This is a genomic window from Streptomyces sp. CLCI03 (assembly GCF_053615355.1).
Window position 1 is genome coordinate 157,115 of record NZ_JBSIFU010000001.1, and the last position, 13,521, is coordinate 170,635.

Genomic DNA, 13,521 nt, shown 5'->3' on the forward strand with positions numbered 1-13,521 from the left:
CACCCGAACGGAGACCCCCTTGCCTTCCACCCTCATCGCCGGCGCGGTGCCCGGCACCACTTCCCGCCCGCACACCCCGGACGTGGCCGACACCACCCTGACCGGCGACTTCGCCGCCGACCGCGACACAGCCACCGGCCTGCTGCGCACGCTCACCGCCCGCATCACCGAACTGCCGACCCGGGGCGAGCGGACCGAGCACCAGCAGCGCACCGCCGACACCCTCCACCGGGGCGCCCGCACCCTGCGCCGGGACTTCCTCGCCCGCCACGCGGAGCAGGTCTACACCGAGCTGACGGACGGCCACACCCGCCACCTCCGCCTGGACCGGCTCGCCGAACTGGCTGCCGACCGCTACCCGGGGCTGGTGCCCGGCCGCGACCTGCTGGCCGCCGACGGCCGGCTCGCCCAGCGCGACAAGGAAGGCTGGGAAATCGACCTCGGCATCTTCTTCCACGCCGTCCTCGACTCCCCCCGGGCCGGCTCCCACCTGCTGTGCACCATGCTGCGGCCCACCCCCGACGCCCTGGCCGCGCTCCCCGAGTACCGCCGCACCGGCCGGGCCGACCTGAAGCTCGCCACCGTCACCCGCCGCGACGGCATCGCCCACCTCGAGCTGTGCAACGACGCCTACCTCAACGCCGAGGACGACGCGGCCGTCGCCGCCCTGGAGACCGGCACCGACCTGGTGCTGCTCGACGAGGCGAGCCGGGTCGGAGTCCTGCGCGGCGCTCCCATGTCGCACTCGGCCTACCGCGGCCGACGGGTGTTCAGCGCCGGCATCAACCTCACCCACCTCTACCACGGCGAGATCTCCCTCCTCGGCTTCTTCCTGCGCCGCGAGATCGGCTACATCGCGAAGTTCACCCGCGGCCTGTGCCTGGACGGCGAGGCGGGCGGTGAGCGCTGGTGGCCACAGGCGGACAAGCCGTGGGTGGGCGCCGTCGATTCCTTCGCGATCGGCGGCGGCATGCAGATCCTGCCCACCCTCGACCGGGTGGTGGCCGCCGACGACTCGTGGTTCAGCCTGCCCGCCATGGAGGAGGGGCTCGTCCCCGGCGTCGCCAACCTGCGACTCACCGCACTGACAGGCAGCCGGCCCGCCCGCCGGATCGTCCTGTGGGGCCACCGGCTGCGCGCCGGTGACCCGGACGCGGCACTGCTCGTCGACGAGACCGCCCCGGCCGACGCCATGGACGCCGCCGTCGAGCGGGCCGCCCAGCACCTCGACAACCCCGCCGTCGCCGCCAACCGCCGCATGATGACCCTTGGTGAGGAGCCGCTGGACCTCTTCCGCCGCTACATGGCCGCCTACGCCCTCGAACAGTCCTACCGGCTGTACAGCCCGGACCTCATAGCCAACCTGGAGCGGACCTGGATCGGTCGCCGCGCCCGCAGCGGAGGTGGCCTGCGGTGACCGTACTCGAAGCGGCCACCGCCGCCCCGGCCCCTGCCGGTCCGGTCACCGCCGGTCCGGTCACCGCCGCCCCGGCCGCCGCCGGGGTGCCGCCCGACCGGCAGCTGCTCATGTACCGGGCCATGGTGGTCGGCCGCGCCTTCAACCGGCAGGCCACCGCCTTCAGCCGGCAGGGGCGGCTCGCCGTCTACCCCTCCTCCCGCGGCCAAGAAGCCTGCCAAGTGGGCTCGGCGCTCGCCGTCCGCCCCACCGACTGGCTGTTCCCCACCTACCGGGAGAGCGTCGCACTGCTCACCCGAGGGATCGACCCGGTGCAGGTGCTCACCCTCTTCCGGGGCGACCAGCACTGCGGATACGACCCGGTGACCGAGCACACCGCCCCCCAGTGCACCCCGCTGGCGACCCAGTGCCTGCACGCCGCCGGGCTGGCCGACGCCGCCCGCATGGCAGGCGACCCGATCGTGGCGCTCGCCTACATCGGCGACGGCGCCACCAGCGAGGGCGACTTCCACGAGGCGCTCAACTACGCCGCCGTCCGCCGCGCCCCCGTCGTCTTCCTGGTCCAGAACAACCAGTACGCGATCAGCGTCCCGCTCGCCAAGCAGACCGCGGCCCGCACCCTGGCCGACAAGGCCGCCGGCTACGGCATGCCCGGAGTGCGGATCGACGGCAACGACGTTCTCCAGGTGTACCGGGCCGTCCACGACGCCGCCGAACGGGCCCGGGCCGGCCACGGGCCGACCCTGATCGAGGCGGTCACCTACCGGATCGACGCGCACACCAACGCCGACGACGACACCCGCTACCGCCCCGCCGGGGAGGCCGACGCCTGGGCCGCCCAGGATCCGGTCGACCGCCTCGAACGGGACCTGCTGGCCGCCGGGGTGCTCGACCGCGCCGCCGCCGACGGGATCGCCGCGGCCGCCGACGCCTTCGCCGGCGAACTGAGCGCTCGCTTCTCGACGCCGCCGACGGGGGACCCGATGCAGATGTTCCGGCACGTGTACCACCACCTACCGCCCCACCTGCGCGAGCAGTCGGAGCGGCTGGCAGCCGAACTGGCCGCGGACGGACAGGGGGACTGATGTCCGAGATCACCATGGCCAAGGCGCTCAACACCGCCCTGCGCGACGCCCTGCGCGACGACCCCAGGACCATCCTGTTCGGCGAGGACATCGGTGCCCTCGGCGGCGTCTTCCGGATCACCGACGGGCTGGCCGCCGAATTCGGCGACGAACGCTGCTTCGACACCCCGCTCGCCGAATCGGCCATCCTGGGCACCGCCGTCGGCATGGCGATGTACGGCTACCGCCCGGTCGTCGAAATGCAGTTCGACGCCTTCGCCTACCCCGCCTTCGAACAGCTCGTCAGCCACGTCGCCAAACTGCGCAACCGCACGCGCGGCGCCATCGGCCTCCCCTTGACCATCCGCATCCCGTACGGCGGCGGCATCGGCGGCGTCGAGCACCACAGCGACTCCTCCGAGATCTACTACATGGCCACCCCCGGACTGACGGTCGTCACCCCGGCGACCGCGGCCGACGCGTACTCGCTGCTGCGTCGTTCCATAGCCTCCCCCGACCCCGTGGTCTTCCTCGAACCCAAGCGGCTGTACTGGCGCAAGGAGGCCCTCGGACTGCCGGTGGACACCGGCCCGCTCGGCTCGGCGGTCATAAGACGGCACGGCACCCATGCCACCCTCATCGCCTACGGCCCCGCGGTCACCACCGCGCTGGAAGCCGCCGAGGCCGCAGTCGAGCACGGCTGGGACCTCGAAGTCATCGACCTGCGGACCCTGATGCCGCTCGACGACGCGACGGTCTGCGCCAGCGTGCGCCGTACCGGACGCGCCGTCGTCGTCCACGAGGCGCACGGCTTCGCCGGCCCGGGCGCCGAGATCGCCGCCCGGATCACCGAACGCTGCTTCTACCACCTGGAAGCACCCGTGCGCCGCGTCACCGGATTCGACGTGCCGTACCCGCCGCCGCTGCTGGAGCGCCACTACCTGCCCGGCGTGGACCGGATCCTGGACGCGGTGGCGTCCCTGGAATGGGAGGCGGTCCCGGCATGAGCACCGAGGCCACCGCCACCTGGTTCCGCTGCCTGCGCCCCCGGCCGGCCGCCCGGATCAGGCTGCTGTGCTTCCCGCACGGCGGCGGCTCCTCCGCCGCCTTCCGCCAGTGGCACGCCCTCCTGCCCGACGACGTGGAACTGCACGCGGTCGAGTACCCCGGGCACGCCGACCGCCTCCTCGAACCACTCGTCGACGACCTCGCCCGGCTCGCCGACCGCGCCTGCGAGGCTGCACTGCCCCTGCTGGACCGGCCGTTCGCGCTCTACGGACACAGCCTCGGCGCCCTCGCCGCGTTCGAGACCGCCCGCCGGCTGGAGGCCCGCGGACACATCGCGGTCCGGATGACCGCCTCCGGGATGCCCGCACCACACATGGTGCGCCCCGGCACCGTCCACCTCGGCGACGACCGCGCCGTACTGGCAGAACTCGACCGCCTCGGCGGAGTACCGCCCGAAGTACTCGAACACCCGGACCTGCGCGAGCTCGTGCTGCGCACGGCCCGTGCCGACTACCGCCTGGCCGAGACCTACCGGACCGCGCCCGGCTCGGTCCTGCGGGCCCCGGTGACGACCCACCGGGGCCTGCAGGACCCCGAGCTGACCGGGGCCGAAGCGGCCGGCTGGCGGCTCGCGACCACCGCCGGAACCCTCCACCGGACCTTTCCCGGCGACCACTTCCACCCGGCCGCCGACCCGTACCCGGTCGTCGCCGACGTCCTGACCGGCCTGACCGGCCCCGGTGAGCCGGCCGGCGGCTCCACCACAGGACAACCGGCGGAGCGCTCACCCACCGCATCCGTGTCAACGGCGTCAGCGCGCTGACAGTGCCGCACCCGACCCTGTTGGCACGGCCCGGCCGGCCCGGAGCCCGGTCCACCGATCCGTCGACCCATCCGAGGAGAGTCATGACCAACCCGTTCGAGGACCCCGAGGCCACCTATCTCGTACTCGTCAACCACGAGGGCCAGTACTCGCTGTGGCCGTCGTTCGCCGAGGTTCCGGCCGGTTGGACGGTCACCGTCCAGGCCGCCGGACGGCAGGACGCGCTCGACCGGATCGCCGGACTCTGGACCGACATGCGGCCCAAGAGCCTGGTCGACGCCATGAACGGCACCTCCGCGTGAATGCCGCCCCCGGCCCGGCATCCGGACTCCTCGACCCGCCGCGTCCGTCGGCGTCGGCGCCGGCCGGGGGAGTCATGAGCACCGCCGACCTCCATGCGTCGGTGACCGATCCCGCACTGACCTCGATGACCCTGCTCAACGAGATCACCGGCCGGTACCCGCAGGCGGTGTCGTTCGCGGCGGGTCGCCCCTTCGAGGGCAGCTACCAGGTGGCCGCGCTCCACCGCTACCTGGAGACCTACACCCGCCACCTGGCAGGGCAGGGCCTCGACCCCGACCAGGTGACCAGCGCGCTGTTCCAGTACGGCCACACCAAGGGCATCATCAACGACCTGATCGCCCGCCACCTCGCGGTCGACGAGCAGCTGACGGTGGACCCGGCCTCGATCGTGGTCACCACCGGCTGCCAGGAAGCCATGGTCCTGGTGCTGCGCGCGCTGCGGCGCGACCCGCAGGACGTCGTGTTCGCCGCCGCCCCGACGTACGTCGGCTTCACCGGCGCCGCCCGGCTGGTCGAGATGCCGGTGCGGCAGGTCCGGGAGGGCCCCGGCGGCCTTGACCCCGACGACCTGGAGGACCAGATCCGCAGGGCTCGCGCCGCCGGCCTCACACCGCGCGCCTGCTACGTGATCCCCGACTTCGCCAACCCCGGCGGCGCCGCCATGCCGGTCGCCGACCGGGAGCGCCTGCTGCGGATCGCCGAGCGCGAGAACATCCTCCTGCTGGAGGACAACCCGTACTCGATGTTCCACGACGGAGCACCGCGCCGGCCCACACTCAAGTCGCTGGACCGCGGCGCCCGGGTGGTCTACTTCGGCTCGTTCGCCAAGACCGCCTTCCCCGGCGCCCGGATCGGCTACGTCATCGCCGACCAGCCCGTCCGGGAGGGCGGCGTCCTCGCCGACCAGCTGGCCAGACTCAAGAGCATGCTGACGCTCAACACCTCCTCCGTCGCGCAGGCCGCCATCGGCGGACTGCTGCTGGAACACGGGTGCAGCATGGAACGGGCCAGCGCACCCGCGGCGAACGTCTACCGGCGCAACCGGCACGCCCTGCTCGACGGCCTCGCACGCCGGTTCGGCGACCCGGAGCACGGCGTCCGCTGGAACACCCCGGCCGGCGGGTTGTTCGCCGTGGTCACCGTCCCCTTCCGTGCGGACGACGCGGCCCTCGACGACTCCGCGCGCCGCTTCGGCGTGCTGTGGACGCCGATGCACCACTTCTACGCCGGCACCGGTGGCACCGAGCAGCTGCGGCTGTCGTTCAGCGTGTTGACGCCGGCCGAGATCGACAGCGGCCTCGACCGGCTCGCCGCGTTCATCGCCGACCGGAGCCATTGATCCATCCCCCCAGGGCCCGCCCCGCACCCCCGTCGGGGCGGGCCCTTCTCCACGCCCTCGCCGATGCACTCCGCCGCCTCCGTGCCGCGCCGGCCCCCCTGTCAGCACTGTCAGCGCCGTGAGGGCGGCCCCCGGCAGACTCGTGACCGCACGTCACAGCGGTGACCCGGCAGGCCCGGAGTACGACGCTGCCCCCGAGGAAGCGGCAGCCGCGCTGCGGAGGTGTGCGTACAGCCGGTGGAGGCGAACCGCCCGCCGTCCCACGCCCCTGATTTCGATCCAGGAGAGACCTCAGATGACCCATGACCCCTCCGCAGGCGTGCTGACCGGGACGCGGGCGGCGGACGGCGCCCGCCGAACCTCCCTGACCGAGGAACAACTCGGCCTGCTGCTCCAGCACCGCGCCGATCCCGCCGCATCCCCGTACAACGTGCCGCTGGCACTCGACCTGCGCGGCCCCCTCGACCCCGCCGCACTGGAACGGGCACTCGGCACCCTGACGACCCGCCATCCCCTGCTCTCCGCCCGCGTCGTGGACGGCGCCGACGGCCTGCCCGAGCTGGAGATCCTGCCCGGCCGCACCCCGCGTCTGGAGCGCAGCACCGTCGCCCCCGCCTCCGACGGTGCCGAAGCCGCCGCGCTGCTGGCCGTCGCACGCCACGAACTGGACCTGGAACGGGACGGCGTCCTGCGGGCCCTGCTGCTGCGTCACGGCGCCGAGCACCACACCCTGCTGCTCGTCGTCCACCACCTCGTCGTGGACGGCGAGTCCACCGCGATCCTGCTCGCCGACCTCCTCGCCGCCTACAGGGAGGGCGAGGTCCCCGGCGAAGCCCCGGCCGACTTCGCGGACTACGTCGCCGACCGCGCCCGGCGCGCCGACACGGACACCACCGCCCTGGAGGAGTACTGGCGCCACCGCCTGGACGGTGCCGACGTCGACGTCGACTTCCCGCTGGACATCCCCGGCCGCGGCGACACGCCCGTAGGCCGCAGCGTGCCCGTCGAGCTGGACGCCGACCTGTCCGCCGAGATCGGCCGCTTCTCCCGTACCCACCGGGCCGGCCCGGCCGCCGTACTGCTCGCCGCCTACCTCAAGGCGCTCGGGACGTATGCGCGCCAGTCCGCCCCGACCGTGGCCGTCCCGCTGGGCGTCCGCAACGACCTGCGGTTCGAGCGCACCGTCGGCTATTTCGTCCGGACCCTGCTCGTCCGTTCCCCCGAGCAGGCCGGCCTGAGCGCGGCCGGCTTCGTGGCCCGCGTGCAGACCGAACTCGCCCGCGCCGTCGACCACTCCCAGCTGCCGTTCCCCAAGATCGCCCGCCTCGTTCCCGGCACCGACCCGGCGGACCCGCAGGTCTTCAACTGCACCTTCGTCCTGCACAGCTGGGCCGACTCCTCCGCAGCCGCCACCGAGGGCGTCGAACTGCCCGGCGGCCTGCGCGCCCGCTGGCGCCAGGACGTCCCCTCGCCCGGCCTCGGCCTGCTCACCCTCGAACTGTACGAGGGCGAGGGCCGGGTCCGCGGTCGCCTCAAGTACGACGCCTCCCGCATCGAGGCCGGCACCGCCGAGGCCTTCGCCGAGCATGTCACCACCCTCGCCCGGGAGATCGTCCGCGAGCCCGAGCGCCCGGTCACCGACCTGGCGGGCATCGGCCCGGCCGCCCGCGCCACCCTCGAACTGCTCAACGCCACCGACCACCCCATCCCCGACACCGACATCGACACCCTGCTGCGCCGCCGCACCGGGCAGCAGCCCGACCACGTCGCCGTCGAGTCCGGCGACCGTGCCTGGACCTACCGCGAGCTCGACGACCGCATCGACGCCTACGCGCAGGCCCTCACCGGCCGCGGGGTCGGCGCCGGCGACCGGGTCGGCACCATGCTGCCCCGCACCGACGAGGCCGTCGCCGCCATGCTCGCCGTACTCCGGATCGGCGCCGCGTACGTACCGGTCGACCCGGCCCACCCCGAGGCCCGCCGGCGCCACATCGTGGACAGCAGCGGCATGCGGACGGTACTGGTCACCGCCGACACCGAGGCGGCCTGCCCGCCCGGCCCCGTACCGGTCCGCCTGGAGACGCTCACCGCCGGCCCGTCCTCCGTGCCCCGAGGCGCCCCCACCGCCGACAGCGCCCTGCACGTCCTCTACACCTCCGGGTCCACCGGCCTGCCCAAGGGCGTGCAGCTCAGCCACCGGGCGCTGGCCACCGACGTCCTCGCCGCGATCCGCCACTTCGGCATCGGCCCCGACGACGCCATGCTGCTGAAGGCGCCGTTCACCTTCGACGTGAGCGCCCACGAGATGCTGGTCGCGCTGGTCGCCGGCGCCCGGCTGGTCATCGCCCCACCGGACGCCGAACGCGACCCCGACCTGCTCGCCCGGACGCTCGACCGGCACCGGGTCACCCTGCTCCACTTGGTTCCCTCCCAGCTGCGGCTGCTGCTGGAGGCCGAGGACTTCCCCGCCAACCGGAGCCTGCGCACCGTGGTCAGCACCGGCGAGTCGCTGCCCAACGAACTGCGCCGCGCCTTCGAAGCGGTCCACCCCGCCCGCCTGCACAACGCGTACGGTCCGACCGAGACCTCGTACTCGACCGTCTTCTCCTGGCCGCGCGGCGACGCGGGCTCGTGGACCGGCCGCGGCGAGGTGCCGATCGGCGTGCCCTTCGACAACATCCGCTGCCACGTCCTCGACGACGGGCAGCGGCTGCTGCCGCCCGGCGCGCCGGGCGAGCTGTGGATCGGCGGGGGGACGGTCTCCGACGGCTACCTCGGCGATCCCGACCGGACCGCCGACCGCTACCGCACCCTCGACCTCGGCGACGGCCGCCCCGGACGGGTCTACCGCACCGGCGACCTCGTCAGGCTGCTCCCGGACGGATCCCTCACCCACCTCGGGCGGTTCGACGACCAGGTGAAGATCAACGGCAACCGGGTCGAACTCGGCGAGGTGCGCGCCGCGCTGATGGCCGTCGACGGCGTCGAGGACGCCACCGTCCAGGTCGCCCGGCACGCCGCGGGCAGCCTGCAGATCACCGCCTACGTGGTGCCGCAAGGCCTGGACGCCGCAGCGGTGCGCCGGGACGTGAGCCGGGCACTGCCCTCGCACATGGTGCCGGTGCGGATCACGCCCGTGACCCGGATCCCCCTGCTGGCCAACGGGAAGACCGACCGCCAGGAGCTGGCCCGGCTCGCCGCCACGGCCGAGCCGTCCGATGCACAGGCCGTCGAAGCACAGGGGGCCGAAGCACCGGCCGCCACCGCGACGACCGTCTCCGTCGCCGCTGCGCAGACCTCCCCCTCCGGTGCCGTTCCGACGGCACCCACCGGTGCCCCGACGGCGTCCGCCCCCGCCGCGGTGACGCGGCCGGCCGTCCTGCCCAGGCTGCGCGCCGTCTGGGCCGACCTGCTGGGAGCCACCGAGGACAGCAGCCAGTTCTTCGAGGACGGCGGTGACTCCATCCTCGCCATGCAGCTGGTCTCCCGGATGCGGCGCGAGGGCTACACCCTGACGATGCGCGAGATCTACAAGCACCCGGTGCTCGCCGATCTCGCCGCCCATCTCGACTCCGGCGTGCCGCAGGGCCCCACCGCGGCAGCCGCCGCGCCTGCGGCCGCCGGCCCGGCCGGCGGACGGCCGCTCGCCCCCGTCCAGTCGTGGTTCTTCCGCCACATCAGGACCGATCTCCACCAGTGGAACCAGTCCGTCCTGCTGGAGCTCAACCGCCCGCTGGACGCCCCCGCGCTGCGCCTCGCCCTGCAGGCCGTCGTGGCCGCCCACCCCGCGCTCAGCGCCCGCTTCGAGCACGACGGCGCCACCGGCGACGGCAGGATGGCCGACGCGGCCCCCTTCGCCGCCTACCCGCCCCGCGAGGTGTTGTGGGAAAGGGAGTTCGGCGGTGAGGACGAGCTCGACCGGGTACTCGAAGAAGCCGAGGAGAGTCTTCGCCCCCTGGACGGCATCCACGTGCGGGCCGTCCTCGCCCGCGACCGGCGCGACGGCACCGGTCTGCTGCTGATCGCCGTCCACCACCTGGTCGTCGACGGGGTGTCCTGGCGCATCCTCCTGGAGGACCTGGAACACGCCCTCGACGCCCTCGCCGACGGCGCCCTGCCCGCTCTGCCCGCCGAGGCCTGGTCCTACGGCCAGTGGGTCGACGACCTGCCCGCCGTCGCCACCCGCCCGGGCGAGGCCGACCACTGGCTCGCCCTGGCCGAGCAGCGCAAGGCCGCCCGTACCCTGCTGCTGACCACCCCGGCCGCCGACGAGCAGGAGATCCGCCGCATCGAGTTCTCCCTCGATGCCGAAGCCACCCAGCAGCTCATCGGCCCGCTGCCGCGCCGCCTCGGCCTGTCCGTGCACGAGACGATGACCGGCGCGTTCGCCCAGGCCCTCGCCCGGTGGCGCGGCACCTCCACGGTCACCTTCGACGTCGAGACCCACGGCCGACACGGCCGCGACGACCTGTTCCGCACCGTCGGCTGGTTCACGGCCATCCACCCGGTGGTGATCAGTGCCGAACGCGCCCGGCAACCGGAGGAGTTCGTCACCGAGGCCGGCCGTGAGCTGGCCACCGTACCGCAGGGCGGCGTCGGCTTCGGCGCCTGCCGCGAGTACGAGCCCCGGCAGGCCGTGCGCGAAGCCCTGCGAGCCATGCCGCCCGCCCTGGTCTGCTTCAACTACTACGGCCAGGCCGACCAGCTCAGCCCCGCCGGCCGGTTCCGGATGTCGGGCCGTCCGATCCCCCGGGAGCACTCGGCGCGCTGCGAGCGCGTCTACGGCATCGAGGTCTACGGCATCGTCCACGACGGCCGCCTGCGGATGGGACTGACCTGGGTCCCCAGCCCCGCCGACGGCGTCGACGAGGTCGCCGTCGAGGCACTGGTCGCCCAGATGCGCTGGGTGCTCGCCACCCTCGCCGGCGCCGATCCCGACGCCGTCCTCGCCGGCGAGATCACGGCCCCCGGCCACGCCGCCCGGCCCGTCCGCACCGGCCGCACGACCCCGGCCGGACCGCGGCGCGAGAGCGTTCCGGTCACCGCCCAACAGCACGGCCTGCTCCTCGACGCCCTGGCCCACCAGGGCACCGGCCGCTACGTCGAACAGCTCCACTGGCGCTGGCACGGGCCCCTGGACACCGACCGCTTCACCGCGGCCTGGGAGGCGGTCTTCGCGCACGAGGCCGTGCTGCGCACCGCCTTCGACTGGCAGGCCGAACCACGGCTCGTCCTGCACGACGAGGGCCGGCCCGAGGTCGTCCGCCTCGCGCACGGCAGCGACGACTGGGACGACCTGCTCGAACGCGACCGGCTGCGCGGCTTCGACCTGCGCCGCCCCGGCCTGCTGCGCGCCACCCTGTTCGACGAGGCCGCCCCCGGCGACACGGAAACGGCATCCACCCGAGTCCTGCTGACCTTCCACCACGTCCTGCTGGACGGCTGGAGCGTCTCCCTGCTGATCCAGCAGTTCTACCGCGCCTACCTGGAGGGCGGCACCCTGTCCGAAACCGGCACGCGCCGTCCCGACTTCCGGGACTACTCGCGCTGGCTGCACGCCCAGGACACCGGCCCGGCCCGCGAGTACTGGTCCGCAGCCGTACCCGCGGGACCGCTCGCGGTACGCCCCGCCCTGCCGGGCGAACCGACCGGGCAGCAGGGCTCCGGCCGCGCCCAGACCCGGCTGACGCCGGCCGAGGCCGACCGCCTGCGCCGCTGGGCGGCATCCCACGCAGCCACCGAGAGCAGCGCGCTCAACACCGCCTGGGCCCTGCTGCTCAGCCGCGCCTGCGGCAGCACCGGACCCGTCCGGGTCGGCTTCGGAGTGACCGTCTCCGGACGCGGCATCCCGCTCGACGGCGTCGAACGCCTCCCCGGCCTGCTGATGAACTCCCTGCCCATGACCGTCGAGGTCGACCCCGCGGCGACCGTCCCCGGCCTCCTCGCCGGCCTGCGCGACCAGGCCCTGGACATGGCCTCCTACGAGTGGGTGTCCACCGGCCAGATCCACGAGTGGAGCGGCCGCGGAGCCGGCGAGAAGCTCGTCGAGAGCCTCCTCGTCCTGGAGAACTACCCGCGCTCCCAGGACGGCCTGGAGAACGACCTCGCCGACCAGGGCATCCGGGTCGAACTCCCCGACGCCGCCGGTTCGGAGACCGCCTTCCCCGTCGCCCTGCTCGCCTACCGCGACACGGACGGCAGCCTCGTGCTGGCCGCCGTCCACGACCGGTCCCGCCTGGCCGACGCCGAAGCCGCCACTCTGGTCGAGCTGTGCGCCCGGCTGCTGCGCGACCTCCCGGTGACCGGCGACGACCTCACCACCGTCGCCGATCTCCTGGAGACCATCCCCGACGACGCCCTGCCCATGATGGCCGACCGACCCGTGGGCGACCGCGCCGACGACGCCGCCTCCTGGCCCGAGGGCCCCGACACCCAACTCCTGCGGGACGCCTGGCAGGCCGTCCTCGGCACCGCGGACGTCGCCACCGGCGACCACTTCTTCGAGGCCGGCGGCCACTCGCTGCTCGCGATGAAACTGCTGCGCGAGATCGCCGAACGCACCGGCCGCACCCTGCGCCTGGACGATCTGCTCGCATACCCCACGGCCGGGGCCCTGGCCCGGCTGCTGGCCGACGGCCCGGGCACCGGCGAGGGGGGCGTACTCGTACCGCTGCGCGAGGCCGCCGACCCGGACGCCGGAACCGTCTACCTGGTCCACCCCCCGGGCGGGCAGGTCGCCTGCTACGCCCAGCTCGCCCAGAGCTACCCGGGCCCCGAAGCCCTCACCGGCATCCGCGACCCGCGCGTCGACCAGGCCGAGCCGGAGCACCTGACGACCGAGCAACTCGCCGGAATCTACCTGGAGGCGCTGCTCCCGGTCCTGGAGAGCGGCCGGCGGGTCGTGCTCGGCGGCTTCTCCGGAGGCGGAGTCATCGCCTACGAGATCGCCCAGCGGATCACCGCCGACGGCTGGCAGCCGCCCCTCGTCGTGATGATCGACGCGGGTGCCCCCGACGGAGAGATCACCGACACCGAGGCCGAGGGCTCGTTCGCCTCCAGGCTGCGCGCGGTCGCCGAGAACCGCGCGGACACCGCGGCAGGCACCGAGGCGGGCACCGGGGCGGGCACCGGGGCGGACACCAAGACCGACACCAGGCCGCACCCCGCCGACGACCCGGCGCAGGGCCGCACCGACGAGCCCGCCGACGCCGACGCCTACCTCGCCGAACTCGCCCAGATCGCCGACTGGGTCCGCGGCGACGGCGGCGGCGACCCGGTCGCCCTGATGACCGACAGCGTCGAAGCCGTCCAGCGGTACCGACCCCTGCCGTACCAGGGGCCCGTCGCGGTCCTGCGGGCCGGCGACACCGGCTTCGGCCGCGGTACCGACTACGACGAGTCGGACCGCTTTCACGGCCGCCCGGGCCTCGGCTGGGAGGACCACTGCGAGGACCTCGCCATCCGGATCGTGCCCGGCAACCACGTGACCATGCTGACCGGCGACAACGTGCGCACCCTCGCCCGCATCCTGGCGTCCGCCGCCAGGACCTGACCGACCCCCGGCCCC

At 74.1% G+C, this 13,521-nt stretch carries 7 protein-coding genes; all 7 read left to right on the forward strand.

Features of this window, described 5'->3' with window-relative positions:
• Positions 1 to 19: 19 nt before the first annotated feature.
• The 7 genes from ACWG52_RS39195 to ACWG52_RS39225 all read left to right on the forward strand — a co-directional run bounded on the left by ACWG52_RS39195 (position 20) and on the right by ACWG52_RS39225 (position 13,506).
• Positions 20 to 1,417 carry an enoyl-CoA hydratase/isomerase family protein gene (locus tag ACWG52_RS39195; protein WP_389818277.1) on the forward strand — a complete coding sequence of 466 codons (1,398 nt, stop codon included), beginning with the start codon at positions 20 to 22 and terminating at the stop codon, positions 1,415 to 1,417.
• Positions 1,414 to 2,502 (forward strand): thiamine pyrophosphate-dependent enzyme, encoded by a 1,089-nt coding sequence (locus ACWG52_RS39200; protein WP_389818274.1) that lies wholly within the window; start codon positions 1,414 to 1,416, stop codon positions 2,500 to 2,502. The genes ACWG52_RS39195 and ACWG52_RS39200 overlap by 4 nt, the downstream gene beginning before the upstream one ends.
• Positions 2,502 to 3,488: an alpha-ketoacid dehydrogenase subunit beta gene (locus ACWG52_RS39205; protein ID WP_390140203.1), complete on the forward strand. Its 987-nt coding sequence runs from the start codon at positions 2,502 to 2,504 to the stop codon at positions 3,486 to 3,488. The genes ACWG52_RS39200 and ACWG52_RS39205 overlap by 1 nt, the downstream gene beginning before the upstream one ends.
• Complete coding sequence (locus ACWG52_RS39210; RefSeq protein WP_331720988.1) at positions 3,485 to 4,312, forward strand: thioesterase II family protein; 828 nt, start codon at positions 3,485 to 3,487, stop codon at positions 4,310 to 4,312. Before ACWG52_RS39205 ends, ACWG52_RS39210 begins: the two co-directional genes overlap by 4 nt.
• A gap of 83 nt (positions 4,313 to 4,395) precedes the next feature.
• Positions 4,396 to 4,614: an MbtH family protein gene (locus ACWG52_RS39215; RefSeq protein ID WP_033226914.1), complete on the forward strand. Its 219-nt coding sequence runs from the start codon at positions 4,396 to 4,398 to the stop codon at positions 4,612 to 4,614.
• A 74-nt stretch (positions 4,615 to 4,688) separates the two neighbouring features.
• Positions 4,689 to 5,954: an aminotransferase-like domain-containing protein gene (locus ACWG52_RS39220; RefSeq protein WP_390169609.1), complete on the forward strand. Its 1,266-nt coding sequence runs from the start codon at positions 4,689 to 4,691 to the stop codon at positions 5,952 to 5,954.
• Positions 5,955 to 6,249: 295 nt separating this feature from the next.
• Entirely contained in the window at positions 6,250 to 13,506 is a 7,257-nt protein-coding gene (locus ACWG52_RS39225; RefSeq protein ID WP_453129139.1) for an amino acid adenylation domain-containing protein, read from the forward strand.
• Positions 13,507 to 13,521 lie beyond the last annotated feature (15 nt).

What these genes read in the sequence shown, in the direction of transcription:
- ACWG52_RS39205 (WP_390140203.1), top strand. Translation starts at nt 2,502, where the DNA reads ATGTCCGAGATCACCATGGCCAAGGCGCTCAACACCGCCCTGCGCGAC.
- ACWG52_RS39210 (WP_331720988.1), top strand. Translation starts at nt 3,485, where the DNA reads ATGAGCACCGAGGCCACCGCCACCTGGTTCCGCTGCCTGCGCCCCCGG.
- ACWG52_RS39215 (WP_033226914.1), top strand. Translation starts at nt 4,396, where the DNA reads ATGACCAACCCGTTCGAGGACCCCGAGGCCACCTATCTCGTACTCGTC.
- ACWG52_RS39220 (WP_390169609.1), top strand. Translation starts at nt 4,689, where the DNA reads ATGAGCACCGCCGACCTCCATGCGTCGGTGACCGATCCCGCACTGACC.
- ACWG52_RS39225 (WP_453129139.1), top strand. Translation starts at nt 6,250, where the DNA reads ATGACCCATGACCCCTCCGCAGGCGTGCTGACCGGGACGCGGGCGGCG.